Annotated in this window: 25 protein-coding genes; 21 read left to right on the top strand and 4 right to left on the bottom strand. The window is 73.4% G+C overall.

Annotation, left to right across the window (positions count from 1 at the left end; all coding sequences use genetic code 11):
• The first annotated feature begins 51 nt into the window (after window positions 1-51).
• From I003_RS0105430 to I003_RS0105440, 3 genes are all read left to right on the top strand, one after another.
• Window positions 52-4941 (top strand): FtsK/SpoIIIE domain-containing protein, encoded by a 4890-nt coding sequence (locus I003_RS0105430; RefSeq protein WP_027770581.1) that lies wholly within the window; start codon window positions 52-54, stop codon window positions 4939-4941.
• Between the two features lie 141 nt (window positions 4942-5082).
• On the top strand, window positions 5083-5385 hold the full coding sequence (locus I003_RS0105435; RefSeq protein WP_027770582.1) for a WXG100 family type VII secretion target: 303 nt from the start codon (window positions 5083-5085) through the stop codon (window positions 5383-5385).
• A gap of 102 nt (window positions 5386-5487) precedes the next feature.
• Window positions 5488-5823 (top strand): hypothetical protein, encoded by a 336-nt coding sequence (locus I003_RS0105440; protein ID WP_027770583.1) that lies wholly within the window; start codon window positions 5488-5490, stop codon window positions 5821-5823.
• Window positions 5824-5863: 40 nt separating this feature from the next.
• Here I003_RS0105440 and I003_RS0105445 read toward each other — a convergent pair whose 3' ends face one another.
• Genes I003_RS0105445 through I003_RS0105455 form a run of 3 tightly spaced genes read right to left on the bottom strand, consistent with a single transcriptional unit; the run spans window position 5864 to window position 8225 of the window.
• Window positions 5864-6577, bottom strand: coding sequence for a hypothetical protein (locus I003_RS0105445; RefSeq protein ID WP_027770584.1), 714 nt, complete (start codon window positions 6575-6577; stop codon window positions 5864-5866).
• Window positions 6574-7932 (bottom strand): putative T7SS-secreted protein, encoded by a 1359-nt coding sequence (locus I003_RS0105450; protein ID WP_027770585.1) that lies wholly within the window; start codon window positions 7930-7932, stop codon window positions 6574-6576. The genes I003_RS0105445 and I003_RS0105450 overlap by 4 nt, the downstream gene beginning before the upstream one ends.
• Window positions 7929-8225 carry a hypothetical protein gene (locus I003_RS0105455; protein WP_027770586.1) on the bottom strand — a complete coding sequence of 99 codons (297 nt, stop codon included), beginning with the start codon at window positions 8223-8225 and terminating at the stop codon, window positions 7929-7931. The genes I003_RS0105450 and I003_RS0105455 overlap by 4 nt, the downstream gene beginning before the upstream one ends.
• 102 nt (window positions 8226-8327) lie before the next feature.
• Here I003_RS0105455 and I003_RS0105460 point away from each other — a divergent pair, with 102 nt between their 5' ends.
• The 14 genes from I003_RS0105460 to I003_RS0105525 all read left to right on the top strand — a co-directional run bounded on the left by I003_RS0105460 (window position 8328) and on the right by I003_RS0105525 (window position 20998).
• Window positions 8328-8948 (top strand): hypothetical protein, encoded by a 621-nt coding sequence (locus tag I003_RS0105460; protein WP_027770587.1) that lies wholly within the window; start codon window positions 8328-8330, stop codon window positions 8946-8948.
• 543 nt (window positions 8949-9491) lie between these two features.
• Window positions 9492-10217, top strand: coding sequence for a hypothetical protein (locus I003_RS0105465; RefSeq protein WP_027770588.1), 726 nt, complete (start codon window positions 9492-9494; stop codon window positions 10215-10217).
• Window positions 10218-10255: 38 nt separating this feature from the next.
• Window positions 10256-11323 carry a hypothetical protein gene (locus I003_RS0105470; protein ID WP_027770589.1) on the top strand — a complete coding sequence of 356 codons (1068 nt, stop codon included), beginning with the start codon at window positions 10256-10258 and terminating at the stop codon, window positions 11321-11323.
• On the top strand, window positions 11320-12636 hold the full coding sequence (locus I003_RS0105475) for an ATPase, T2SS/T4P/T4SS family (RefSeq protein WP_027770590.1): 1317 nt from the start codon (window positions 11320-11322) through the stop codon (window positions 12634-12636). The genes I003_RS0105470 and I003_RS0105475 overlap by 4 nt, the downstream gene beginning before the upstream one ends.
• Window positions 12637-12642: 6 nt before the next feature.
• Window positions 12643-13563, top strand: coding sequence for a type II secretion system F family protein (locus I003_RS0105480; RefSeq protein ID WP_027770591.1), 921 nt, complete (start codon window positions 12643-12645; stop codon window positions 13561-13563).
• Window positions 13563-14504 (top strand): type II secretion system F family protein, encoded by a 942-nt coding sequence (locus I003_RS0105485; protein ID WP_027770592.1) that lies wholly within the window; start codon window positions 13563-13565, stop codon window positions 14502-14504. The genes I003_RS0105480 and I003_RS0105485 overlap by 1 nt, the downstream gene beginning before the upstream one ends.
• A 39-nt stretch (window positions 14505-14543) precedes the next feature.
• Window positions 14544-14792, top strand: a complete 249-nt coding sequence (locus I003_RS0105490; RefSeq protein ID WP_027770593.1) for a hypothetical protein — start codon at window positions 14544-14546, stop codon at window positions 14790-14792.
• A gap of 30 nt (window positions 14793-14822) precedes the next feature.
• The gene (locus I003_RS0105495; protein ID WP_078563763.1) at window positions 14823-15332 is read left to right on the top strand and encodes a TadE family protein; all 510 of its coding nucleotides are present in this window, start codon (window positions 14823-14825) and stop codon (window positions 15330-15332) included.
• Window positions 15333-15451: 119 nt separating this feature from the next.
• Window positions 15452-15847 carry a TadE family protein gene (locus I003_RS0105500; RefSeq protein WP_027770595.1) on the top strand — a complete coding sequence of 132 codons (396 nt, stop codon included), beginning with the start codon at window positions 15452-15454 and terminating at the stop codon, window positions 15845-15847.
• The gene (locus I003_RS0105505) at window positions 15844-16338 is read left to right on the top strand and encodes a Tad domain-containing protein (protein ID WP_027770596.1); all 495 of its coding nucleotides are present in this window, start codon (window positions 15844-15846) and stop codon (window positions 16336-16338) included. Before I003_RS0105500 ends, I003_RS0105505 begins: the two co-directional genes overlap by 4 nt.
• Before the next feature lie 43 nt (window positions 16339-16381).
• The gene (locus I003_RS0105510) at window positions 16382-16723 is read left to right on the top strand and encodes a hypothetical protein (protein WP_027770597.1); all 342 of its coding nucleotides are present in this window, start codon (window positions 16382-16384) and stop codon (window positions 16721-16723) included.
• A 149-nt stretch (window positions 16724-16872) separates the two neighbouring features.
• Complete coding sequence (locus I003_RS0105515) at window positions 16873-17238, top strand: SH3 domain-containing protein (RefSeq protein ID WP_027770598.1); 366 nt, start codon at window positions 16873-16875, stop codon at window positions 17236-17238.
• Between the two features lie 291 nt (window positions 17239-17529).
• Window positions 17530-20577: a BTAD domain-containing putative transcriptional regulator gene (locus I003_RS0105520; protein WP_027770599.1), complete on the top strand. Its 3048-nt coding sequence runs from the start codon at window positions 17530-17532 to the stop codon at window positions 20575-20577.
• 121 nt (window positions 20578-20698) lie between these two features.
• On the top strand, window positions 20699-20998 hold the full coding sequence (locus I003_RS0105525; RefSeq protein ID WP_027770600.1) for a hypothetical protein: 300 nt from the start codon (window positions 20699-20701) through the stop codon (window positions 20996-20998).
• An 82-nt stretch (window positions 20999-21080) separates the two neighbouring features.
• On the opposite strand, the gene I003_RS0105530 is transcribed toward I003_RS0105525, so the two are convergent.
• Window positions 21081-21773 carry a bifunctional DNA primase/polymerase gene (locus tag I003_RS0105530; protein ID WP_027770601.1) on the bottom strand — a complete coding sequence of 231 codons (693 nt, stop codon included), beginning with the start codon at window positions 21771-21773 and terminating at the stop codon, window positions 21081-21083.
• A 193-nt stretch (window positions 21774-21966) separates the two neighbouring features.
• Here I003_RS0105530 and I003_RS0105535 point away from each other — a divergent pair, with 193 nt between their 5' ends.
• The 4 genes from I003_RS0105535 (at window position 21967) to purU (ending at window position 26405) form a co-directional block, all read left to right on the top strand.
• The gene (locus I003_RS0105535; RefSeq protein WP_051368103.1) at window positions 21967-23469 is read left to right on the top strand and encodes an NsdA family TPR-like regulatory protein; all 1503 of its coding nucleotides are present in this window, start codon (window positions 21967-21969) and stop codon (window positions 23467-23469) included.
• 39 nt (window positions 23470-23508) lie between these two features.
• Entirely contained in the window at window positions 23509-25008 is a 1500-nt protein-coding gene (locus tag I003_RS0105540) for a hypothetical protein (RefSeq protein ID WP_027770603.1), read from the top strand.
• A gap of 89 nt (window positions 25009-25097) precedes the next feature.
• The gene (locus I003_RS0105545) at window positions 25098-25535 is read left to right on the top strand and encodes an SCO4402 family protein (protein WP_486584098.1); all 438 of its coding nucleotides are present in this window, start codon (window positions 25098-25100) and stop codon (window positions 25533-25535) included.
• Window positions 25536-25556: 21 nt separating this feature from the next.
• Window positions 25557-26405 (top strand): formyltetrahydrofolate deformylase, encoded by an 849-nt coding sequence (gene purU, locus I003_RS0105550; RefSeq protein ID WP_037720149.1) that lies wholly within the window; start codon window positions 25557-25559, stop codon window positions 26403-26405.
• Window positions 26406-26446: the final 41 nt, after the last annotated feature.

The following is a 26446-nucleotide window of genomic DNA, read 5'->3' on the forward strand; positions in this document are numbered from 1 at the left end:
TCCGCGGGGGGAAAGCCGGGGAACAGCCGGGGACGTTCGAGGAGGATCAGCGTGCGCCTCACCCTGACCGTCGTGGATCCGCTCGGGGGCGACCGTGCCGACGTCGTTCTCGACGCCGAGGCGGAGTCATCCGTCGGCGATGTCGCCCGCGTCCTGGCCGGCCAGCTCGACTCGGCGCCGCCGGCGCACGCGGCACCGGCGGTCCAGGTGCCGGCCCAGCACGCCCAGGCCGCGGCGCAGGCGCCCGCGGGCTGGGCCACGGCCGGCCCGCCGCCGGCCGCCCCGCCCGGAGCGCCCCCGGCGGCCGTCCCCTTCGGCGCGCCCGGCGCCTCGCCGCAGCAGCCCGGCGCGGCGGCGCCCGCGCCTCCGCCCGTCTTCGTCGACGGCTTCGCCGTCGACCCCGGTATGCCCGTCGCCCAGTCGCCCCTGCGCGAGGGCACGGTCGTCAGCCTCTACGACCCGGTGGGCTGCCCGCCCCGCGAGGTCACGGGCCTGGTCGAACTGCGCGTCGTCGGCGGCCCCATGGCCGGCGCGGTGCACCGCCTGGGCCTCGGCCGCGTCGACATCGGCAGCGGCAACGCGACGCACATCCGGGTCAACGACCCGGAGTTGCCCGAGCGCGCCTTCAGCCTCACCGTCTCCGCGGACGGCACGTGCAAGGTCCACGTCCACGGCGACCAGGAGAAGGCCACCCTCGACGGCACGACGTTCGCGGAGCTGGCCAAGCCCAGGGAGAAGTCGGACGACGACGACAGCCGCCGGGTCCGCAGGCGCCGCCGCCGCGAGGCCCGTCGTGCGCAACGCCGCCGGCGCGGCGGCGAGGCCGCGCCCCCGCCGCCGCCGCAGGAACCGCCGCGGAGCAAGGACGCCTGGCCGTACGGGGCACAGGTCGCCATGGGCAACTCGCTCTTCGAGCTGGTGCGTTACACCCCGCCGGACGCCGCCGTCGCGGTCTCGGAGGACGGCGCCGGGCTCGACTACAACCGTCCGCCGCGCCTGCTGCCGCCCGACCGTGAGACCCGCTTCAAGCTGCCCGCGCCGCCCAAGGAGGGCCAGGCCCGCCCGCTGCCGTGGCTGATGGCGCTGATGCCGGCCGTCATGGGCGTGACGATGGTCCTGGTCATGGGCCGCTGGTACTACCTGCTGATGGCGTTCATGAGTCCGATGATCATGATCGGCAATTACTTCATGGACAAGAAGCACGGCCGCAAGTCCCATGTGAAGGCCGTCGCCGAGTACAAGGAGCACAAGGCCCGGATCGAGAAGGACGCCCGCGACGCCCTCGTCGCCGAGCGCTACGAGCGCCGGCTCGGCGGTCCTGATCCCGCTCTGCTGTTGTCCACGGCCACCGGCCCGCGCACCCGGCTGTGGGAGCGGCGCCGTACCGACGCCGACCATCTGCTGATCCGCTTCGGCACCGCCGAGCTGGACTCCGAAGTCCTGCTGGAGGACCCCGAGCAGGACGAGCACCGCCGCCAGGTGCTGTGGAAGATCCAGGACGCGCCGGTCACCGTGCCGCTGCGGGAGGCCGGCGTGCTCGGCATCGCGGGCGCCGGCGACACCCCGCGCTCCCTCGGCCGCTGGGCCGTGGCGCAGGCCGCCGTCCTGCACAGCCCGCTGGACGTCCAGTTCTACGTGCTGACCGAGCCCGGCGGGCAGTCCGGCTGGGACTGGATGCGCTGGCTGCCGCACGCCCGCCCGCCGGGGGAGTACGACACCAACGCCCTGGTCGGCACCGACACCGAGACCGTCGCCGCCCGTATCGCCGAGCTGACCCAGTTGCTCGACGCCCGGCAGAAGGCCGCGAAGGACCAGCGGTCCACCGGGCCGACGTCCTTCAAGGACCCCGACATCGTCATCGTCTTCGACGGCTCGCGCCGGCTGCGCTCGCTGCCCGGCGTGGTGCGGCTGCTGCGCGAGGGCCCCGCGGTGTCGATGTTCGCCATCTGCCTCGACTCCGAGGACCGCTTCCTGCCGGGTGAGTGCCAGGCGATCGTCGTCGCCGAGCCCAAGCCGGAGGAGCACGGCCCGCGGGCGGTCGCCGCGCAGGGCATCCCCATGCAGCAGGTGGCCGGCGCCGGCGGGCCCGGCGGCGCCGGGGGCTTCCCGCCGTTCCAGGTCGGCGCCTGGGGCACCGGCCAGTCGCAGGACGCCGCGCAGCGTGCCGCGGCGGCCGACGGCACCGGGCCCATCCGGCTGCGCGTCGAGCAGGCCGGCGCCGAGCGGCGCCGCGGGGTGCGCCCGGACTTCGTCTCGCCCGCGTGGTGCGCGCTGGTGGCGCGCGGCCTGTCGCCGGTGCGCGACATCAGCGGCGAGGCCGAGGACGCGGCCATCCCGTCGTCCAGCAGGCTGCTCGACGTGGTGGAGCTGGAGCCGCCGACCGGGGACGCCATCGCCGCCCGCTGGCAGATCGGCGGGCAGTCGACGACCGCGGTCATCGGTGAGTCGTACGACGGCCCGTTCTCCATCGACATCCGCAAGGACGGCCCGCACGGCCTCATCGCCGGCACCACCGGCTCCGGCAAGTCCGAGCTGCTGCAGACGATCGTCGCGGCGCTCGCGGTGTCCAACACCCCGGAGAACATGACGTTCGTCCTCATCGACTACAAGGGCGGGTCGGCGTTCAAGGACTGCGTCAAGCTGCCGCACACGGTCGGCATGGTCACCGACCTCGACAACCACCTCGTCACCCGCGCCCTGGAGTCGCTCCGCGCCGAGCTGCACCGCCGCGAGCACATCCTCGCCGACGCCGAGGCCAAGGACATCGAGGACTTCCAGGACCTGCTGCGCCGGGAGCCCGGGAGGTACGCGCCGCTGCCGCGGCTGCTGCTCGTCATCGACGAGTTCGCCGCCATGGTCCGCGAGCTGCCCGACTTCGTCACCGGCCTGGTCGACATCGCCGCCCGAGGCCGTTCGCTCGGCATTCACCTGATGCTCGCCACCCAGCGTCCCAGCGGTGTGGTCTCCCCGGAGATCCGGGCGAACACCAACCTGCGTATCGCGCTTCGGGTCACCGACGGCGGCGAGTCCGCGGACGTCATCGACGCCCCGGACGCCGGCTTCATCGCCAAGTCCATGCCCGGCCGCGCCTATGTGCGCCTGGGGCACGCCTCCCTCGTCCCCTTCCAGTCCGGCCGCGTCGGCGGCCGGCGCCCCGGCGCCGCCGACCCGGCGACCGCCGCCCCCTGGGCCGGCCGCCTCGGCTGGGCCGAGCTGGGGCGGGGCGCGCTGAAGCGGCCCGCGGGAGCGCAGCAGGAGGAGGACGAGATCACCGACCTGAAGGTGCTCGTCGACGCGGTCAACGAGGCCAACGAGCGCCTGGGCATCCCCGAGCAGCACAGCCCGTGGCTGCCCGCGCTGCCCGACAGCATCGAGCTGGACGCGCTGCCCGCGCCGCAGGGCGCCGGCCCGCTGCCCCCGGCCCCGTACGGGATCGAGGACCTGCCGGCGCAGCAGGCCCGGCGCACCGTCGCCATCGACTTCGCCGACTTCGGGCACCTCATCGTCGGCGGCGCCCCGCGCAGCGGGCGTTCGCAGATGCTCCGTACGATCGCCGCCTCCCTGGCCCGTACGCACTCGGTCGCCGACCTGCACCTGTTCGGCATCGACTGCGGCAACGGCGCGCTCAACGCGCTGACCCGGCTGCCGCACTGCGGCGCCGTCGTCAGCCGCAACCAGACGGAGCGCGCGGTGCGCCTCATCGGCCGGCTCAAGCAGGAGCTGGGCCGCCGTCAGGAGCTGCTGGCCGCCGACGGCTTCGCCGACATCGCCGAGCAGCGGGCCGCGGCGTCGGACCCCGAGCAGAAGCTGCCGTACACGGTGGTGCTCCTCGACCGCTGGGAGGGCTGGCTGCCCACCCTCGGCGAGATCAACCACGGCGATCTGACCGACGAGATCTACGGGCTGCTGCGCGAGGGTGCGAGTGTCGGCATCCACATGATCATCACCGGTGACCGCAGCGTGCTCACCGGCCGGATCAGCACGCTGACGGAGGACAAGTTCGCCTTCCGGCTGCCGGACCGCTCCGACTTCTCCATGATCAGCCTCAACGCCCGCAACATCCCCGAGGACATCGAGCCCGGCCGGATGTTCCGCGCGGAAAGCGGTCTGGAGACCCAGATCGCGGTCCTGTCCGACGATCTGTCCGGTGCCGCCCAGGCCGCCGCCGTCGCCGCCATCGGCGAGGCGGCCACCGAGCGGGACGCGGCGGTGCCGCGCTCGCTGCGCCCGTTCCGCGTCGACGTGCTCCCCAGCCGCCTCGGCTTCGATGAGGCGTGGGAGATGCGCGATGTACAGGCGCAGGAGAGCAGCAAGCTGTGGGCGCTGGTCGGCGTCGGCGGCGACGAGCTGATGGGCTTCGGGCCGAATCTGGCCGACGGCATCCCGGCGTTCCTCATTGGCGGACCGGCCAAGTCCGGGCGCAGCACGGTGCTGAAGACGATGGCGCTGACGCTGCTCCAGCAGGGCGTACGGCTCGTCATCGCCGCGCCGCGGCCGTCGCCGATGCGCGATCTGGCGGACCGCGAGGGAGTGCTGCAGGTCTTCACCGAGGACGACATCGACGAGGACGAGGTGCACGACCTGCTCAAGCAGGCGTCGCCGGACGAGCCGATCGCCGTTCTCGTGGACGATGCGGAGATGCTGACGAACTGCGACGCGGGCGACGAGTTCAAGGCCATCACCCGGCGCGGCGCGGAGCGCGGCTGGGCGCTGGTGCTCGCGGGCGACGAGGAGGAGGTCGCCTCGGGCTTCTCCGGCTGGCAGGTGGAGGCGAAGAAGGCCCGCCGCGGCGTCGCCCTGTCTCCGCAGGACCCGTCGGCGGGCGACCTCATCGGCATCCGGCTCAGCCGCGGTTCGGTCGGCGATCAGGTGCAACCGGGCAAGGGCCTGCTGCACCTGGGGGACGGCGAGCCGTTCGCGGTGACGACACCGCTGCCGTAACCCCCCTCACGGCGGCCCGGATCGGCCGTGCAACCGCGGGGGCGGGGGATTGCGTCTACGGTTGCGAGTGACGAAATATGCATGACTGACGTCTCGGGGACGGCCCTCGCGACGACGAAGACAAACGGGAGGGTAGCTGCCATGGGCAAGGCCGATGTCGATGTTACATATCAGGATATGCGGGATGCCGCCAAGCGACTCAAGGACGAGCGGCAGGACATCGACCGCAAGCTGGATGACCTGCGTAAGTACATCCAGAGCCTGGTGAGCGACGGCTACGTGACCGGTCGGTCCTCGAAGCAGTTCGACCAGTCCTTCGACGAGTTCACCACCGGTGCGAAGAAGACCATCGAGGGCCTTGAGGGAATGGGCGACTTCCTGAAGTCCGCCGCCGACGCCTTCGAGAACCTGGACTCCGAGCTGGAGAAGGGCCTCAAGGGCTGACCTTCGCGATTCGGTTCGGTTCGTTTCGCTTGGCCGGGGCGCCGTGGCATCGTTGGTTCGGTGCGGCGGCGCCCCGCTTCGTAGGGACTGGGGGTAAGGCTCATGGGCAACGACGGCGACAGGCTGGCGATTCCGCTCAGCGAGCTCGACGGCTTCGGCGGGCGGCTGCGCAGCATCAAGAACCGGATGAACCGCACCAAGGCCACCTTCGAGTCGTACCGCGACGACATCGGGGACAGCGGCGTGGTCGACAAGCTGGAGGACTTCGAGTCCGGCTGGAAGGACGGCCGCGGCGACATCGACGACCAGTTGACGAGCCTGGCGGAGATGTCCGACACGGTGGTGCGCGAGGCCCACAAGGTGGATGTGGACCTGGAGAAGGAGCTGAAGAAGGGCATGAAGAAGGAGGAGAGCCAGATCGGCGGCGGCAAGCAGTGACCGCCGCGGCCGGGCCCTTCCTCCCGTCCCCCGCCGCCCTCTACGCCCCGCTCTCCGCCGGGCCGCCGCCCGTGGGCACGTCGAAGCCGAAGGTGCGTCCGATGTGCGCGAGCCGCATGCAGTAGGAGTCCAGCAGGAAGACCGACGGCGTGGCGATCGTGACGTACGCGCAATAGCCGTACGGCGCCGGCACGACGAGCTGCAGCGACGCGAAAGGGATCACCGGCCCCGCGGCCCCCGCCTCGCCGGTCGGCAGGGTGAGCGAGCGCAGCGAGGCCGACATCACCCCGGGGCCGCCGGGAAGCTTCACCGCCAGCAGCATGTCCTGCTCGCCCTGGAGTCCCTTGCCCAACGCGTAGTCCAGCTCCACCGGTTCCTTCTGCCCGGCGAAGAACTTCTGCTCCTTGGCGCGGAAGATCCCCTCGGCCGCCATGAGCTGGTCGTCGTGGTCGCTGGGCCGGGCGGACACCGCGAGCAGCCCCATGGACAGCCGCTCCTCGCCCGCCACGTCCTCGGTGCCGGCGCACATGGCGGTCAGGACGGTCGTCTCGCCGCCCTCGGCCAGCATGGGCAGGAACCTGCGCATCTGCAGCCCGGCGGCCGCCAGTTCCTCCTCGTTCGCCTCGGGCATCAGCCGGCCCAGCGCCTCGTCCCAGCCCGCCAGGGTGTCGGCCTCGGGCAGCCGGACGAACTCGTCCGGCACCCGGTAGCTGAAGGCGTACGGGACCTTGCGCCCGCCCGTCGCCGTCGTCATGCGGCCGTCCCCATCTGCGAGGGGCTCAGCCCGCGGGTGAAGCTGTCGCCCGCCGACGCCAGCATGGCCGGCGGGTCGACCTGCGGCGGCAGCGGACCGGGCGCGAGGACGTCCGGCTCCGGCGGCCGGTACTGGGCCAGCGCCGTGATCGGCCCGACGACGGGGATGTCGGCGATGTTCCAGTTGCCGTCGTTCCACCGGCCGGGGTTGATGTTGGAGCCGAGGGCGAAGCCCGCGCCGGCGATGGTGGCCGACCAGTCGACGAGGTTGCCCGCGGCCACGTGCGCCCATCCCTGGCCCGACATGGCGAAGCCGCGCAGGGAGTTGGCCACGCCGCTGGGCAGCCGGGCGAGGTTGCCCCAGTTGCCGGGGCCGATCCGGCCGAGGGTGGCGGCGAGTCCTTCGGTGGCGCGCAGGTTGCGCCCGGCCTGCACGAGCCCGCGGCCGGACTGCGCGAGCCGCGCCCCGGCGACGCTGAGGCCGCCGGCGAGTACGCCGGCCGCGTCCCAGGCCAGGGTCTCCCACGTCATGCCCTCCGCGCCGCCCGCCAGCGCGATGGCGTGCGCCGCGAACGCACCCGCGCCGACGTACAGGCCTATCAGGGCCAGGCCGGCGATGCCGCCGAACGGCATGGCGAACAGGCAGATGATGCCGATGACCATGGCGACGTCGGCCAGGATGTCGCCGATCAGCTTCCAGAAGTTCGGGTCGGTGATCGTGTCCCACGCGGCTTCGAGGAGGTTCCCCAGATCGTCGAGCCGGCGCTCGAACCAGTTGGGCTCCGGCGGTGCGTCGTCCGCCGCGTTCTTGATCTGCCGCGCGGCGGTCTCGGCGTCGCCGTTGAACTCCGCGTTCAGCGTCCGCGCCCGGGCCCGGATCGCTTCCAGCTCGGCAGTGGCGGTGTCGAGGGCATCGGCCTTGCCCTTCTTGTCGTTCTTGTGTTCTTCCTTCTCCTTGTCCGTCATCCCCTCGGTGTCGCCCGGCAGCCCGTCGACGGCCCGCTGCGCCGAGCCGACGCGGGCGGCGGCGTCCTCGGCCTCCCGCTCCAGCTTGCGGGCGCGGGTCTGGTAGCCGCTCAGGCTGGTCTCCCACGACGACAGCGCCCGGTGGGCGGCGTTGAGGGAGGTGAGGGCCCGCTCCAGATACGGGGGGATCTCGGACACGGAGTCGCTGAAGGCGTCGGCCGCCTTGCCGACCCAGATGCCGTCCGTCTCCCCGATCCGCTTGAGCTGGGACTGCGCGGTCCCGCTCTGGCCGGTGACCGCCCCGATCGCGGTGACGAGGCGCTGTACCGTGTCGAGGTCGCCGGGCGCCGGGTCGAAGCCCAGGTGCGTGAAGTCCTCCGGGCGCGTCACTTCTTGCCCGCCTTCTGCAGCTCGTCGTGGAGCTTGCCGTCCAGCTTCTCCAGCTCGTCGGCGGCCGTGACGACGAACTTCGAGACGCCCTTGGTGAGCTTGGAGAGCTGACCGAAGCCGTAGTCCCACGAGTCGGCGAAGTCGTCGCACGCGGAGCGCAGCTCGTCGTGGCCGACGAGGCTCGCGTCGGTGCCGGCGATCTTCTTCGAGGACTCCTTCATCCGGTCCCCGCTGGATTCGAGGGTCCTGGCCATCGCCATGACGTCGTCGTGCAAGAACCTCAAAAATGACACGAAATCCCCCGGAAGGTCGGAACTGTTACCCAACCGCATGCGCCTGTCGCACCATGATAGGAAGCCGCATACGGCGTGCACGGTTCCACACGAAGGACGGCGATGTCACCACGGCCGCAACTCCGGACCCAGCTCGGGGCGTTGCTGAAGGCGGGAGAGCAGGGCGCCGAGACGTATACGACGATCAACCCCTGGAACTCCCGGAAGACGTTCGCGGCCTTCGCCTACCTCGCCGAGCAGTACGGATACCGCTATGCGGGCCTCTCCGCGCACCACGGCACGAGCCGCAGCCACCCCGTCTTCGCCTTCCGCCGCCTCCCGGACGCGGCGGAACGCGCGGCCCGTACGCGCGCCGGCCACCCGGACGGCCCGCTGGGCGGCTCCCTGCCGGGTCTGACGGCGGGCCGCAGGCCCGAGCCGCTGCCGGAGGCGCGGCAGGAGGTGGAACTGCTGCACGCCCGGATCGCGGTGGACCTCTACGGCACGTCGCGCCGCGGCAGGCTGCGGATGCTCGCGGTGGCGGTGCCGCTGGGCGTCCTGATCGCTCTCGCGGTCAACGACTCGCTGGACCCGGGGCCGCTGGCGGTGGCGGGCGGGATCTCGGTGGCGTGGTGGCTGTACCTGTGGCTGACCTCGGCGATCATGCAGCGGGGGCTGCGCAGGTACCGCGCCATGCTGGAGCAGGCGGGCATCGAGTGGCCGCCGGGGAACGCGGCCGGCTGACACCCCGCGCCGTACGGGGTGTCCGTGGCGGGTAAAGGGCCGGACTTCACCCTCTCCCGGATCCCCCGGGCCCGCGGCACATCCCCGCCCGCACCGGCCGTCTCATCCGTATCTCCTTTCCCGCCGGATCGTGGCGACGGCCACCGGCATCCCTCATCGCGCCCCGACGCCCAGGGAATTCCCCTCCCATTGACGAGTTGGCGACTGCACATATCCGGATTCGCCAATACCCGGTTCGCGGGTCTGTCACAGAGCACACCGTCAACGCCTCCGGCGCCGTCGGCTCCGGCGTGCGCGTGGCCCCGTACGCCCTCCCGAGCGGGTCCCACACCCCCTCGTACGCTGGCCATTTGTCTTTCCGGCAAGGTCGTCGTCTCAGCTGTCGGAACTGTCGATGGGCTGTGACGCTCTCGTTGCCTGACGCGGGTTGAGGGGGGTTTAGGCTACTGCTACGGTTCGATGGCTTGACAACCTGTTGCGGCGTTCTCGGCCGATCAGGTAGGGGAATTTCGGCCAGGAAACGGCGAGTTACGGGGTGATTCCGTGAAGACCAGGGAACGCACGGCAGCCGCGGGCGGCAGGTCGGCCGCCCCTGTTCCGCAGTCCGGCGACAGACTGCCGTTTGCTCCTCGCGAACGCAAACCTGCGCTGGCGGCGCTGGCCGTGCTGCTCATCCTCGCGGGCGCGCTGGGCACGGCCGTGCTCGTGCTGCGCGCCGGCAACCAGGTGGCCGCCGTGCAGATCTCCGACCGCGTCCCCGCGGGCGAGGGCATCTCCGAGGACGACATCGAGCAGGTGATGATGCCGGAGGACAGCGACATCCCCTACATCCGCTGGGACCTGCGCGGCGAGCTCGACAAGTTCTACGCCACCACCGACCTCGTCCCCGGCAGCGTCCTGGTCAGCGAGATGATCCAGGAGGGCAAGGGCCTGGAAGAGGGCCAGACCGTGGTCGGCGTGACCATGGAGTCCGGCCAGATGCCCGGCGGTCTGGTCGACGGCGCCCGCGTCGACGCCTACTTCGTCGGCGACAGCCCGAGCACCTCCGGCAGCGACGACGGCAGCACCGGCTCGACCGGTGCCGTCGGGCCCGGCGAGGTGCTCGCGGAGGGCGTGAAGGTACAGAGCATCAGCCGCGGCGACGAGGGCACGGTGACCAGTGGAACCGTCACCGTCAATATCCTCGTCGACAAGACACAGGCGGGCCCTCTCGTGGCGGCGGCGTCCGAGAAGGAAGTCGGCCTGACTCTCGTATCCAGCGGTAGCTGACGTCGTAACGGGTCTTCACGGGAGCGAGGGAACTCACCATGGCGCTGATCGCAGTCGCGGCCGACAAGGGCGCGCCCGGTGTGACGACGACCGCCGTCGCGCTGGCCGCCGTCTGGCCCCGGCGTGCGCTGCTCGCCGAGGCGGACCCGGCGGGCGGCGACCTCGTCTACCGCTCGGTCGGGCAGAACGGGGGCTCACTCGACCCGAACACCGGCATGCTGTCGCTGGCCGCCACGGCCCGCCGCGGGATCGCCGCGGAGCAACTGTGGGACCACGCGCAGCCGATGTCGGGCGGGCTCGACGTCATCATCGGCCTCGGCAACTCCGACCAGTCCGCGGGGCTCACCCGGCTCTGGCCCACGCTGGGCCGGGCGTTCGCCGCGCTCGCCGAGTCGCCGCACGGCGGCGCCGACGTGATCGCCGACTGCGGCCGGGTCGGCCTCGACTCGGGCACCGTCGAGCTGTTCTCGCACGCCGCGCTCGTGCTGCTGGTGGCCCGCGCGCTGCCGGAGCAGATCGCGCGGGTACGGGACCGGGCGTCGTCGCTGTCCGCGCGGTTGCACGGCACCCAGCGCGGCGCCGCGGCGCTGGGCACGCCGCTGATCGGCGTGCTGCTGGTCACCGAGCCGTCCGGCGCCGCGAAGGTCGCCGGGCAGGTCAACGACATGCTCACGGCGTCGCAGTCGGGCGCCCGCGTGCTCGGAGTCGTCGCGGACGACGCCGCGGGCGCCGAGCAGTTGGCGGGGCGGCGGCGCGGGCGCGCGGAGAAGTCGATGCTCGTACGGTCCATCCGCAAGGTCGCCAGCGACCTGCACCAGAACTTCGGCAGCTCGCTGCTGGCCCAGCCGGCGTCCGCCGGCGCACCGCAGGCGCCGTACGGCGGCGGGGCGCCGCAGGCACCGTACGGCGGCGCCGGCCAGGGGGCGGGCGCCGTACCGCAGCAGCCGGGCCAGCCGACCGGGCAGCCGCACGGCCAGCAGCCGCCGGCCCCGGGCCGGCCGGGTCAGCCCGCCGCCCCCGGCCACCCCGCCTACGGCGCCCCCGGCGCCGACCCCGGGCCCGGCCCCGCCCAGGGCCCCGGCCCCCGCCATGGAGCCGCCCGATGAGCAGCGGACCCGCAGTAGACCACGGCCTCGTCAAACGCTTCCGCCAGGAAGCCGGCGACCGCATCGCGCGCCAGCGCCACGAGGACCAGCTCGCCGGCGTCACCCCCATGTCCGCCGAGGACGAGCGGCACTTCGCCCGCGCCGTCATCGCGCAGATCCTGGAGGACTACGCCCGCGCCGAGATCAACTACGGCCGCACGCCGCTGGACGCCGAGACCGAGGAGGCGTACGCCGCGGCCGTGCACGCCGCCCTCTTCGGCGTCGGCCGGCTGCAGCCGCTGCTGGACGACCCCGAGGTCGAGAACATCGACATCAACGGCTTCGACCAGGTCTTCGTCGGCTACGCCGACGGCCGCGAGGCCAAGGTCGATCCGGTCGCCGAGAGCGACGAGGAACTCGTCGAGCTGATCCAGATACTCGGCGCCTACTCCGGCCTGTCCTCCCGGCCCTTCGACTCCGCCAACCCGCAGCTCGACCTGCGCCTGCCCGACGGCTCCCGGCTCTCGGCGGTCATGGACGTCACCCGCCGCCCGGCGCTGTCCATCCGCCGCGCCCGCCTCGGCAAGGTGTTCCTGCCCGACCTGGTCGGCAACGCGACGATCACCCCGGAGCTGGGCTCCTTCCTGACCTGCGCGGTCCGGGCCCGTAAGAACATCATGATCGCCGGCGCCACCAACGCCGGGAAGACGACGCTGCTGCGCGCACTGGCCAACGAGATCCCCGCCCCCGAGCGGCTGATCACGGTGGAGCGCGCCCTGGAGCTGGGCCTGGACCAGTTCCCCGAACTCCACCCCAACGTGGTCGCGTTCGAGGAGCGGCTGCCCAACTCCGAGGGCCACGGCGCCATCACGATGGCCGAGCTGGTGCGCAGGTCTCTGCGTATGAACCCGTCCCGCGTCATCGTCGGCGAGGTGCTCGGCGACGAGATCGTCACCATGCTCAACGCGATGTCGCAGGGCAACGACGGCTCGCTGTCCACGATCCACGCCAACAGCTCCTCCGAGGTGTTCAACCGCATCTCGACGTACGCCCTCCAGGCCAGCGAGCGGCTGCCGGTGGAGGCCAGCCAGATGCTGGTCGCCGGCGCCATCGACTTCGTCGTCTTCATCGAGCGTCGCAATCTCTACCACCAGGGCGGCGGCCTCCAGCGCATGGTCACCTCGGTGCGCGAGGTCAACGGCGTGGACGGCCGCGTGATGTCGTCCGAGGTCTTCAGGGAGGGCCCGGACGGCCTGCTCCACCCGCACGCCCCGATCCACTGCATCGACGAGCTGATTCCGTTCGGTTACCAGCCCAGCGGGGAATGGAGGTAGCGGCTCATGAACGGCTCGGTCTTCTCCGCCACGATGGGCTACGGGCTGCTCGCCGGCGCGGTGATCGGCGGCGGTATCGCGCTGCTCATCGTCGCGATCCGCGGGCTGCCGGCGAAGCCGGAGCACGAGAAGGAGCAGCAGGGCGAACGGGCCGCGGAGCTGGTGCGGTTCGCCAGCCAGCGGGCGACGCTCGCGGCGGTGGCCGGGCTGCTGGTGCTGCTGCTGACCCGCTGGCCGGTCGCCGGCCTGGCCACCGGCGTGCTGGTGGCCTTCTGGGACAAGCTCTTCGGCGGCGCGGCGGCCGAGCGGATGGCGATGAAGCGGGTCGAGGCGCTGGCCCAGTGGACGGAGTCGCTGCGTGACACGATCGCCGGCGCGGTCGGCCTGGAGCAGGCCATTCCGGCCTCGGCCCGCGCCGCGGCGCCCGCGCTGCGCCCGCACCTGGACGCGATGGTCGACCGGCTGCGCTCCCGTACGCCCCTGCCGGACGCCCTCCAGCACCTCGCCGACGACCTCGACGACGCCTCCGCCGACCTGATCATCGCGGCGCTGATCCTCAACGCCCGGCTGCGCGGCCCCGGCCTGCGCGAGGTGCTGGGCGCGCTGGCGAAGTCGGCGCGCGAGGAAGTGGACATGCGCCAGCGCGTGATGGCGCAGCGCGCCTCGACGCGGCGCAGCGTCCAGATCGTCGTCAGCGTCTCGGTGGCGTTCGTGCTCGGCCTGTCGGTCTTCAACCGCGGCTTCGTCGAGCCGTACGGCTCGCCGGTCGGCCAGGCGGTCCTGGCCTGCGTCTGCGGGCTGTTCGCGGCCGGCTTCTGGTGGCTGCGCAAGCTGTCGACGATCGAGACGCCGGAGCGCTTCCTGGCCGGCGCGAAGCAGCAGCCGCAGCAGGTCGCCTTCGTCCGGCCGCGTGAGGAGGTCTCCTGATGAACTTCCAGGGTGCGGACACGCTGACGTACTCCGTCGTCATCGGTGCGGTGATGGGCCTGGGCATCTATCTGCTCGTACGGGCCATCGCACCCGGCCGCCGCGGCGCCGTCGCGACGGTCGCCCGGGTCGACGCGCTGCGCGCCCGCGGCTCCGGCCGGACGACGACGTCCTCGCCGCAGCAGGAGGAGGGGCGCTTCGGGGGGCTGCGCGCGCAGGTCGGGGAGCGGGCCGCGGAGTTCTATCTGCGGCAGGGCTGGGAGCAGCGTTCGCTCCGCTCCGACCTGGCGGTGCTTGACCGCTCCTGGGAGAGCTTCCTTGCCACGAAGGTGCTGCTGTCCGCGGTGGGGCTGGTCTTCGGCCCCGGCGTGTACGCGCTGATATCGGTGGCGGGCTTCGGCCTCAATCCGGTCATCCCGGTCTGGCTCGCGCTGGTCGCCGCCCTGCTCTTCTTCCTCCTGCCCGACCTGGAGGTGCGCAGGGACGCCGCCGACAAGCGCAAGGACCTGCGCCGCGTGGTGGGCGCGTACCTGGACCTGGTGGCGATGAACCTGGCGGGCGGGCGCGGCCTGCCCGAGGCCCTGATGGCCGCGGCCGACATCAGTGACGGCTGGGCCCTGCGCAGGGTGCGCAACGCACTCGCCGACGCCCGCATCACCGGCACCAGCCAGTGGCAGGCGCTCGGCAATCTCGGCGACGAGCTGGGGATCGAAGAGCTGAAGGACCTGTCGGCGTCGCTGGCGCTGGTCTCCGACGACGGCGCAAAGGTGCGCGAGTCGCTGGCGTCCAGGGCGGAGACCATGAGACATCGCGAGCTTGCCGAAATCGAGGGGGCGGCAGGCGAGAAATCGCAGTCCATGCTCGTCGCACAACTACTGCTGTGCGCCGGGTTCCTGGTCTTCCTGGTCTATCCCGCGGCGATCCGCGTGTTGCAGGTCTGAGTCATCCCCCCCACTACGCAGAGAGGACGTAACGACGTCATGAAGAACCGCTTCACCAGCACCGGACATCCGGCCATCGACTTCCTGGTCACCTTCCTGCGCGGTCGCGTGGAGCGCGCCCGCTCGGGCGAACTGGACCGCGGCGCCTCCGCCGTGGAATGGGTGATCATCTCCGCCATCGTGGTGGCGATCGTCAGCGCGGTCGCGGTCATCATCAACCAGGCGCTGTCGGACGGCGCGAACGACGTCAAGGACTGCATCAGCAACGCCGGCGCCGACGGCTGCTGAGCCGGCGGCTGACGGGGTGAGCTGACGATCATGGGGACAACGGCACGGCCGCAGCCGCCGGCGTGGCTGCGGCGCAGGCTGGACGCCTGCCGCGGTGACGGCGGCGGCGGTGACACGGGGCCGGGCAGCGGACGGCACGGTGTGGGCGGAGGCGACCGCGGCATGTCCGCGATCGAGTTCGTGCTGCTCACGCCGGTGCTGTACTTCATGATCTTCGCCACCGTGCAGTTCGGGCTGTACTTCTTCGCCGATCACGTCGCGCAGGCCACCGCCCAGCACGGGGCACGCGAGGCGCGCAGGACCGCCGAGTCGAACCCGGGCGGCTGGCAGGGCCTGGCCCAGCAGGCGGCGCGCGAGCGGCTGAACACGGTCGGCCCGAAGCTGCTCACCAGCCCGGACATCCGGGTGTACGAGGCCGCGGACGACCGGGTCGGGGTGGAGGTGGAGGGGGGCGTGGTCAACGTTTTCCCGTTCATCGACCTCCGGGCGCGGGCGGAGTCGGAGGGGCCGATCGAGCGGTTCGTACCGGATCTGGGATGACAGGTGACGGGGGACGGGGACGCATGGCTGTGAGCGCGGTGAGCGGGGCGCGCGGCGACCTGGGGGAGAACGGGGCCGGGGAGCCGGGGGAGCGCCGGGACGTCCGGTCCGACCGGGGGGTGACGACCATCGAGGTGGTGATCCTCGCCCCGGTGATGTTCCTGTTCATCCTCGTCCTCGTCGCCTTCGGCCAGTTGGTCGACGGCCGCGGCGGGATCGACGGCGCGGCGCGCGACGCGGTACGGGCCGCGTCGCTGCAGCGCGACGCCGGCCGAGCGCAGACGGCCGCGGAGCGGGCGGCGGAGTCGCAGTTGGAGGGCGACGTGTGCAAGGGCCCGGTGGACGTGGACCTGTCGGGGGACTTCTCGCCGCCGGAGCCGGGCGCCGCCAGCAACATCATCACCGTGGAGGTGAGCTGCGAGGTGAAGGGCCTGGCGATGCTGGGCCTGGACATCGACCCGCGGATGACGGGCTCGTCGTCCGCGCCGCTCGACCCGTACCGGAGGGCGGGATGACGCGCATACGTGCCCTGGCCGCGCGGCTGCGCGAGGGCCTGGCGGGGCGGGCGGACCGGCTCGACGACCGGGGCTCGGGCGCGGGCGCGGTCATCATCTTCGCGTTCCTGTTCATGGCGCTGGCGGCGTTCGTGGTCGACGGCGGGCTGGCGATCTCGCAGCGCGAGCGTGCCGCGGACATCGCCGAGCAGGCGGCCAGGTACGCCGCGCAGGACACCGACAGGGACGCGCTGTACGAGGGCCAGACCGAGCTGGAGGCGCCCATCCGGTTCGAGAACTGCGACAGCCGGGTGCAGGAGTTCATGTCGCACGTGACGGTCCACAACGGCGAGGTCGAGTCCGCGACGTGTACGAGCGCGGCGGCCGACCACGTCGAGGTCGAGATCGTCCTCAGTTACCGCCCGCTGCTGACGGGTCTGGCCCTCAACGGGCCCCTGGAGGCCACCGGCACGGCCCGTGCCGAGCCCCGCACGGAGGTCGGCGAGCCGTAACGGTGCACCTCCGAAGTTTCGCGCAACCCGAGAGGCAGAGCACGTGAGTGAGCCCGAGTACGTCTTCGACCAGGTGCAGATCGGCAAGGGCCTGCGGCCCCTGGCCCAGCACGGCACGATCATCGTGGACCGCGGCACGCTGAGCCTCCTCGACTCGAACGGGCAGGTCATCGCCAGCGGCCCGCTGGCGGCCATCCAGGCCGCACCGGTCCGCCTCACGCGCGGCAAGACCGTGGCGCTGACGCTGAACGGCACCAAGTACACCGCTTCGCCCGGCTGGGGCAACCACGTCGGCTCCCTGGTCCTTCCCGGCACGACCGGCGACGTCAAGGACGCCGCCGCACTGCTGCTGCGTCTGGTGGAGTCCGCGCACGGCCCCGCGTAGCCGGGGGTGTGGGCCGTACGCGGGAGGCGGTCCTGCCGATCGGGGGAATTAGCTTCTCTTCGGCGAGCTCCACCCCGACCATCGGTCAGATAGTCGTACAAACCGGATGAGGCGACCGCCTCACTCCGATCGACTGTCAAGGGGCATCTGTGCTGAAGAGAACGAAGACTGCCGTCGCGCTCACCGCGGGAGCCATGGCGCTGGGAGTGCTGGGTGCGGCTCCCGTGGCGGCCACCGGAACGACCGGCCACGCACCCTCGATGAAGACCTGGGACGACTGGCGCCACTCGCAGCGCGGCGTGGTGATCGCCAAGCCCGGCGTCCTGATCCGCTCGCAGCCCACCACCGCCTCCCGCGAGAAGGGCTTCATCCCGCGTGGCGAGATCGTCTGGATCGACTGCAAGGTCAAGGGCCAGAACGTGTTCGGCAACTCCCTCTGGTACAGGCTCAAGTCGCACAACGGCTTCGTCGCCGCGCGGTGGGTGAAGAACGTGGACCACATCCCGTTCTGCTGAGCGCGCGGACCCGCCCGCACCGTGCAGGCCGCCGGAGCCGCCCCGTTGAGCGCGGGGCGGCTCCGGCGGCTCCGCCGCGCGTGCCCGGCGGCCTCCCGCCCCGTACGCTGCACGGCAGCGGTGACGAGGTCGTGACGAGGCAGTCACCTGTCCGGGCTCGACCCTCAAAACGGCCTTCGGTAACGTCATGTGGGCAAGTACGGGGACGCCGCCCAGCGGCCTGCGCGCGACGCGCGCGCATCAGGGGGTCGCGGTCCGCGCCGCGCCGACCGGGAGGGCTGAGGACCAGCGATGGCACGCAGCAGTGCGAACAGGACTCCGGTACCGGTACGCATCCCGCGCCGGACCTTCGGCGACGTCATCAAGGCGTTCTTCGCCTTCCTCGCACTCGTGGTGCTCGTCGTCGGCGTGCCGGGCGCGCTCGCCTACTTCATCGGCTGGCCGCTGCCCAGCTCCACGCCCTCGCTCAGCATGCTCAACGAGGACGTGACCGCGGACGTCTTCGTCAAGGTCTTCGCGGTCGTCGTCTGGCTGGCCTGGGCGCAGTTCGCCGCCTGCGTGCTCGTCGAGGCCAAGGCCGCCGTCTCCGGGATGGGCATGCCGGGACGGGTGCCGGGCTCCGGCGCCAGCCAGGCGCTCGCCCGCCAGCTCGTCGCCGCCGTTCTCCTGCTCACCGCCAGCGCCGCCAGCTTCGCGCCGGGCCTGTCCGACCTCGGCCAGCAGCTCGACCAGCACAAGCCGCCGCCGGTCGCCGCCGCCCAGCAGACCCCGGGCCAGCAGGTCGACACCGCCAGGCCCGCCGTGGACGTCGAGGCCCCCCGGGGCCAGGGCGCCGGCGGCGAGGTCCACAAGGACACCCGTGAACAGGCCGAGCGGGACACGAAGTTCTACCGCATCCAGCCGCCCGAGGGCCGCCACCACGACTCGCTGTGGGAGATCGCGGAACGGCATCTGGGAGACGGCCGCCGCTACGGCGAGATCTACCAGCTCAACAAGGACCGCATCCAGCCCGACGGCTCCAAGCTCAGCCAGGCCAGCCTCATCCGCCCCGGCTGGATCATGGAGATGCCCGCGGACGCGCACGGCGGCGACCTGGTCGAGATGCCCGACGAGCGCAACGAGGTGTCCAAGTCCGAGGCCGAGCAGATCAACGAGTACGACAAGTCCAGTCCCACCCTCGACGAGCGCGGCACGGGCGGCGGGGAGGACCGGCAGGCCACCTCCGGCCGCGGTGAGCGCCTCGTGCCCGACACCCCCGCCGTCGACCACGACTCCGGCGACCGCGGCGGCGAGCAGTCGGTCCAGCAGATCCCGACCCGCGAGAGCGACGGTGGCGACGCCGGCGGCGACGGCGGCGACCAGGCCGTCCCCGAGGTGCAGAGCGACGGCGGCGGCATCGGCCTGCCGGAGGTGCTCATCGCCGCGCCGCTGCTCGCCGCCGGCGTGCTCGGCGCGCTGAGCCGGCGGCGCCGGCAGGCGCTGTGGCAGGCGGCGTTCCAGACCGGCGGCGCGGGCCGTACGGGCGCGGAGCCCACCGGGCGCGCCGCGCTGGCCCGTGACGCGCTGCTCGTGGGCGCCGACCCCGGCGGCGTGCGCTTCCTCGACCGCGCCCTGCGCGGCCTGTCCGCCTCGCTGACCGAGGCCGCCCGCCCGCTGCCCACGATCTACGCCGCCTGGCTGACCGAGGCCGACCTGTACCTGCAACTGGCCGGTGTGGCCGGCGAGCCGCCCGCCCCGTGGCGTACCGGCCAGGACCAGACGTTCTGGCGCATCGACCGCGCCGACATCGAAAGCTACCCGCAGCCCGACGAGTCGGGCGACGCCGCGGCCCCGTACCCCGGTCTCGCCAGCCTCGGCACCCGCGAGGAGGCCCGGTTGCTGCTGAACCTGGAGGCGGTCCCCGGCATCGCCGCGGTCAAGGGCGCCCCCGCGGACCGGCTCGCGGTGCTGTCGTCGATCGCCGCGGAGCTGGCCACCAACGGGTGGTCGGACCGGATGTCGGTGACCGTCGTCGGCTTCGGCGAGCGGCTGACGGACCTGGCCCCGACGCGCGTGCGCTACCTGGAGGACATACCGGCGCTCCTCGAGGTCATGGAGGCCGAGTCCGCCCAGCGCGCCAACGCGCTGGGCAACGCGGGCCACGACAGCGTGCTCACCGGCCGCGCCGGGCAGGCGGGGCGTACGCAGTGGGCGCCGCACCTCGTCATCGTCGCCACCGAGCCCACCGCCGCCGAGGCCGACCGGCTCGCGCACCTGGCGGGCGGCTCCTCGCGGCTGGGCATCGGCTACCTCGTCGGCACGGGCCAGGAGGAACTGTCCGGAGCCTCCTGGGAGTTCGAGATCACCCGCGACGGCCGGCTGCGGGCCCCGCTGCTGGGCCTGGAGCTGGCCGCGCAGCGGCTGCCACAGGAGCAGCACGAGGCGCTCGTGGAGCTGTTCTCGCAGGTGGAGGTCGAGGGCGCGGCGACCAGCGGCACCGACGGGCGCGGGATCTCCGTCCGGCGCGAGGCGGGCGACGTCGGCTTCACCGTGGACCTGTCGGAGCAGGGGCGGCCCGCGGTGTACGCGCGGCTGCTCGGCTCGTACGAGATCACCGGCCTGGACGAACCGGACGGCCAGCGCAGCCCGCTGCTGCGCGAAGCGCTGGCGCTGCTGCTGTTCCACCGCGAGGGCGTGCACCCGCAGGTGCTCGCCGCGGCGCTGTGGCCGCGCGGCGTGACGGACGACGTGCGCGACGCCTTCATCGAGCGGCTGGTCACCTGGCTGGGCCGGGACCCCTCCGGAGCGGCGCGGCTCGCGCCGGACGCGGACGGGCGGCTGGCGCTCTCCAGGTCGGTCGTCTCCGACTGGGACGTGCTGCGCACCCTGCACCTCGAAGCGACCGACCCCACCCGGCAGTCGAGCCCGCAGACGCGCGAGCGCCTGCTGAACGACGCGCTGGCGCTGGCCGCGGGCCCGCTGCTCGCGGACCGGCCACAGGGGCGGTACGGCTGGCTCTCCAACGAGATCGTCGAGGCCCAGTTGCCGCTCCTCGTCGCCGACGCGGGCCTGGCGCTGTCCGCGCTGCGCCGCGAGTCGGGGCAGGCGGACGGCGCGGTCCTCGCGGTGCAGGCGGCGCTGGTCGTCGCGCCGGCGGACGAGCGGCTGTGGAACGAACTGCTGCGCGCGGTCCACGCCACCGGCGAGACCGCCCGCCTGGAGGCCACCGCCTCGGACCTCCTCGACCGCGCCGCGGCCCTCCACGGCGCCCGCGGCCTGCCGCCGCGCACGGAAGCGCTGCTGGACGAACTGCTCCCGGGCTGGCGGGCGCAGGCCGGCTCCGCCGGGGCGGCGAGCTGAGCGGGCGCCTCCGCCCGGCCCGCCCGGCGGCCGGACCGACGGTGCCGGCGTGTGCCGCGAGCCCCTGCCTGCCCGCCGGCGAACGGGGCGGGACCGGGGCCCGTACGAGAGGGGAGTAAGCATGCGTACCCGCACACTCGGCGGCACCGGGGCCGAAGTCACCGCACCCGCTTTCGGGGGCGGCCCGCTGGGCGGCCTGTTCGCGCCGCTCGACGACGCCACCGCGGCGCAGGCCCTCGACGCGGCGTGGGACGGCGGCATCCGCTCCTTCGACCGCTCGCCGCACTACGGCATGCGCAGCGCGGACGAGGTGCGCGACAATCTCACCGCGTGCGGCGCGCGGATTCCGGCACAGGTGTGGGCCGACCTGCGTACGGAAGGGCGGGTGGACGAGCGCGCCCCCACCGCGACCGCGGGGTAGGACCGCGGCGTCCCGCAGCCGCGCGCCGGTCGCGGCCCGCCGGGCCGGTGATCCGGGGCCGCGGGCCCGTCAGCGCACGGCGTCACCCCCGCCGCGCCCCGATCCGCTCCCTGCCGCAGGCGTACGCCAGCGTGCCGATCAGGTCCTCCACATCCGGCAGCCACGCGTCCGGCGCCGACGGCCGCCGCACCCACTGCACCGGACCGGCCGTGCCGAACCGTGTCGGCGGTGCCGCCGCCCAGTCGCCCTCGCCCCGTACCGCCAGGTCCAGGGACGCCGACGAGGCGTAGCCCAGCGCGTGCAGGCCGTCGATCACCTTCGCCGTGGCGCCCGGCCGCACGAAGAAGTACATCCGCCGGTCCGGCGCCGCCGCCACCGGCCCGGGTTCCGTCCGCTCCCCGGCGAGCCGGGCCAGCGCCAGGCACCCGGAGTTCTCCGTGACGTCCACGACGTCGAACGTCCGCCCGGTGGGCAGCAGTACGGCAGCCCGCGGATGCTCCGCCCACATGCGGCGCAGAGTGGTGGCGCTGGCCGTAGCGGCTGCCTTCCAGTCGCGCCGTGCGGGGTGCGCGCCCGGCGCGTGGCACGCCGGATCGCCGCAGGAGCACCGTTGTGCGCCGGCTTCGTCGCCGGTCTCCATCCATGTGCCCGGTACGACGTCCCAGTGCCGGAGCTCGGCGTACTGCAGCGCCGCGGACAGCAGTTCTCCGCTCTGCTCGCGTGGGCTCTCCCGTCGGGGTACGTGGCTCGCCTCTGCTCCCGGGATCTCGTTCACGAACGGCTCAACTCCAGCCGTGAGCAGGGGTTACGGGCCCGGTGGGGGTTCGGCCGCAGCAACGTTGCGGCAGCGGGGCGCACGGATGCGCGGGTGGGGAGCATGGCGTTTTCCGCTTATTTCGCGGGAAATGATCGTCCTGGCGGTTCCGTCAGGAACCGGCCGAGCACGGCCCCCTGAGGGAGGACTACCCATGGCCGCCAGGCCAATCGAGGCACGCACGCCGAACGTACGACTTCAGGTGGTGATCGAAGAGGCCGGCTGCTCCAACGCGGGGCTGGCCCGCCGCGTCAACATGTGCGGCCGCGAGCACGGCCTCGACCTGCGCTACGACAAGACCTCCGTGGCCCGCTGGCTGCGCGGTCAGCGACCCCGCGGCCAGGCGCCCGCGATGATCGCCGAGGCGCTGGGCCGCAAGCTGGGCCGCGCGGTCACCCTGGACGAGGTCGGCATGGCCGACTCCCGGCACTCCGGCACCGCGCTGGGCCTCGTCTACGCGCCGACCGTCACCGCCGCCGTGGAGCAGGTCTGCGAGCTGTGGCGCGCGGACGTGGGCCGGCGCGAGGTGCTGACCCGCGCCACCCCCGTGGCCTCCGCGCTCGTCGAGCCCAGCCGCGACTGGCTGATCAGTGCCCCGGGCCCGCCGCTCGCCCGTACCTCGGGGCGGCCCGTCACCCGTACCGACGTGACCGCCGTCCGGGAGACCACCGCCACCCTCGCCGCCCTCGACCGCCGCTACGGCAGCGGTCACTACCGGCCGGTGACCGTGCACTACCTCAACTCCGTCGTCTCCGGCCTGCTCGCCGGCCGGTACGACGACGGCGTCGGCCGCGAACTCCTCGCCGCCGTCGCCCGGATGACCGAGCTGGCCGGCGGCATGGCCGCCGACACCGGTCTCCCGGGCGTCGCCCAGCGCTATTACGTCCAGGCCCTGCGCCTCGCCGACGCGGCCGGCGACCGCGCCTTCGGCGGCTACATCCTGGCCGCGGGCATGAGCCGGCTGGCCGCCGCGCTCGGCAACCACCGCGAGGTCGTCCAACTGGCCCGTACCGCCCGGGAGGGCACCCGCGACCGGGTGCCGCCGCGCGCCGAGGCGCTGTTCAGCGCCGCGGAGGCACGCGGTGCGGCGGGGCTCGGCGACGAGGCGGCGTTCCGGGAGGCGGCGGGGCGGGCCCGGGCGGCCCTGGAGCAGGCGGAGTCGGGCGGAACGCGCGGCGGGAGCCCGGCGGGCGCGGCGGGTGCGGCGGTAGCGGCACCGGGACCCGCGGGCGGTGTACGGGATTCCGGCCGCGACCCGGCGCGCGGACGCGAACCCGCGTGGCTGGCACGCTTCGGCCGGCCCGCGCTCGCCTACGAGCTGGCCTGCGCCCTGCTCGAACTGGGCCGCTACGAGGCCGCGCAGCGGCGCGCGGAGGAGGCGCTCGCCGGGCTGCCGGAGTCGTCGGCGCGGCTGCGCTGCCTGGCGCTCGTGGCGCTGGGGCGGGCGCAGAGCGGCCGGCGCGAGCCGGTGCAGGCGTCCCGTACGGGGGTGCGGGCGCTGCGGCTGCTCGACGGGCTCGCCTCGGGCCGGGCGGCGGCCGAACTCGCGCGGCTGGTGCGGAGCCTGGAGCCGTACGAGACGGAGCCGGCGGTGCGGGAGTTCGCCGCCCGGTGCCATGGGCTGGGCTCTTGGCTCACCCCGGCACCGAGCAGGTAGTGTCCGGACGGTCAGAGCCCGTACCCATGAGGAGTCCCGTTGACCCACAACGGACACGGCAGCGAACCCCGGCGCGAGGAGCGCGCGGGAGCGGTGCCCCCCGCGTCGGACGGCGCCGGGCCGCCCCCGGGCGGCGAACCGTGGTGGGCCCAGGACCCGTCCCCGGCCGCGGCAGCCGCGGAGACCGAGGACGAGTCGACGCAGCAGATACGTCACCTCGGCCGCCGCCCGGAGCGCCCGCAGCCGCCGGGGGCGGTGCCGGCCGATCCGCAGCAGCCCTGGCCGCTCCAGGCCACACCGGGTGCGCCGGGAGCCCCCGGCGCCTTCGGCGGTCCGGAGGCCGCCGCCGGTGCCGCCGCCCGGCCGCCGTACGGCGGCCCCCCGCAGCAGCCGCCCGCCGGCCCGCCGCCGGGCGCGGCGGACGACGGGGCCGCGACCCAGCTCATCCCCCCGGTCGCCGCCGCACCGCAGCAGAGACCCGGGGACGACTCCGACGCCACCCAGCTCATCCCCCCGCTCGCCGGCCCGCACCCCGGCGCACCGCCCGCGCAGCCCCCGGCCCAGCCGCCGTTCGCCCCGCCGCCCTTCGACGAGGAGGCCCCGCGCCCGGCCCGGCACGCGGCGCCGGTGCACACACAGTTCGAGGGCCTCTTCCGCGACACCCCCGGCGGGCCCGGCGCCCCCGGCGACGCCCCCGCGGGCGACCCCGGCGCCACGCAGCGGCTCCCCCCGGTCCGCCCCGCCGCCCCCGCGGGCGGCCCGCCGCCCTCCTACGGCGGCCCCCAGCAGCCCGCCGCCCACAGCCCTCACGCCGCCGGCCCGCCCCCGGGCCCGTACGGCAACGGCCCCGGCGGGCCGGGCGGCGGCTACTACGACGATGACGACGACCGCCGCGGCGGCATCCCCCGCTGGGCCGCCATCGCCATCGGCACCGCCGCCTGCGCCGCCGTCGGCATCACCGCCGGCTGGCTTCTCAGCAGCGGCGACGGCGGCGGCGACACGGCCAGCGGCGCCACCCCGAGCGCCAGCGCCGACCAGGACCCGGGCGGCGAGGACGGCGACAAGGGCGGCGGCGACAAGCCGGTCGAGGACGACCCCGCCGAAGAGCAGGCGAAGGAGCTGGACGCGCTGCTCGCGGAGAGCAACGACAGCCGCGACGCGGTCATCCGCTCGGTCGAGAACATCCGTCAGTGCAAGGCGCTCGGCAAGGCCGCCAGGGACCTGCGCGGCGCGGCGGGCCAGCGCCGCGACCTCGTCGCCCGGCTTGAGGACCTGAGCGTCGACGAACTCCCGTCGCACCAGGACCTGACCCGCTCGCTGACCGATGCCTGGAACGCCAGCGCCTCCGCCGACGACCACTACGCCCGCTGGGCCGACGCTGCCAAGCGCGGCAAGGGCTGCGGCGGCGGCGGGAACCACATGTCGGCGGGCAACCGTGCCAGCGGCGACGCCACCGCCGCCAAGGAGGAGGCCGCGGGACTCTGGAACCCGATCGCCGAGGAGTACGGCCTCACACAGCGCCAGGCGACGGAACTGTGAGCCACGCGGACGGCGCCGGAGGGGACGCGGGCGGTCGCGTCGGTGAAAGGGCTTCCCGCCGCGCCCGCCGTTCCTCCACCATGGTGCCCATGCCCATCAACGACATGCCGTGGTGGCGCTGGCGCGCCAATGTGCGCTCCGCGCTGCACATGCTCTCCGACCCCGACTTCCAGCGGGAGTACTGGGCGGCGGGGACAGCGGGGTACGGGGACGTCACCGACGCCGTCTACCGCCTCGTCGAGGACACCTGGCTGGACAACTGGTCGGCGGAGAAGTACGTCGGGACGATCTTCCGCGACTCCCGCGAGGCCGCGCTCGTCGACGTGGCCGTGCTGCGGGTGCTGCGCATCATGCACCAGGTCGGCGCGGACGCGCCGGTCTCCGCGTACATGGAGAACCACGCCTGGCCCGAGGCCGTGCGTGCGGCGCGTGAGGCGCACGTACGGCTCGCGGAGAACGACGGCGAGGACCCGGACGCCCCGCCGCGCTCCCTCGAAGTGCTGGCGATCATGACGGGCGCCGCCTGACGGGTGTGGGATCGTAGCCCCATGAGCGAGTACGTACTGACGCTGTCCTGTCCGGACAAAAAGGGCATCGTGCACGCAGTCTCCAGTTACCTCTTCATGACGGACTGCAACATCGAGGACAGCCAGCAGTACGGCGACCCCACCACCGGCCTGTTCTTCATGCGGGTGCACTTCTCCGCCGAGGCGCAGGCGAACGTCGACAAGCTGAGGGCCAGCTTCGCGGCGGTGGCGGAGTCCTGGGGGATGGACTGGCAGATCCACGAGCAGGGCAGGCGGATGCGGGTGCTGCTCATGGTCAGCAAATTCGGGCACTGCCTGAACGACCTGCTGTTCCGTGCCCGCACCGGTGCGCTGCCGGTGGAGATCGCGGCCGTGGTCTCCAACCACACCGACTTCGGGGAACTGGCCCGCTCCTACGGCGTCCCGTTCCACCACCTGCCGGTGACCAGGGACACCAAGGCGGACGCGGAGCAGCGGCTGCTGGAGCTGGTCCGGGCCGAGGACGTCGAGCTGGTGGTCCTCGCGCGCTACATGCAGGTGCTCTCCGACGACCTGTGCAAGCAACTGGAGGGGCGGATCATCAACATCCACCACTCCTTCCTGCCGAGCTTCAAGGGAGCCAAGCCCTACCACCAGGCGCACGCGCGCGGGGTCAAGCTGATCGGCGCCACCGCGCACTACGTGACGGCGGATCTCGACGAGGGCCCGATCATCGAGCAGGAGGTCGAGCGGGTCGGGCACGAGGTGACGCCGGAGCAGTTGGTGGCGGTCGGCCGGGATGTGGAGTGCCAGGCGCTGGCCCGGGCGGTGAAGTGGCACAGCGAGCACAGGGTGCTGCTGAACGGCTCGCGCACGGTGGTCTTCGCGTAGCGGCAGCCGCTGCGGGCCCGGGCCCGGCCCCGCGCGGGCCG

This window comes from Streptomyces sp. CNQ329, assembly GCF_000482585.1.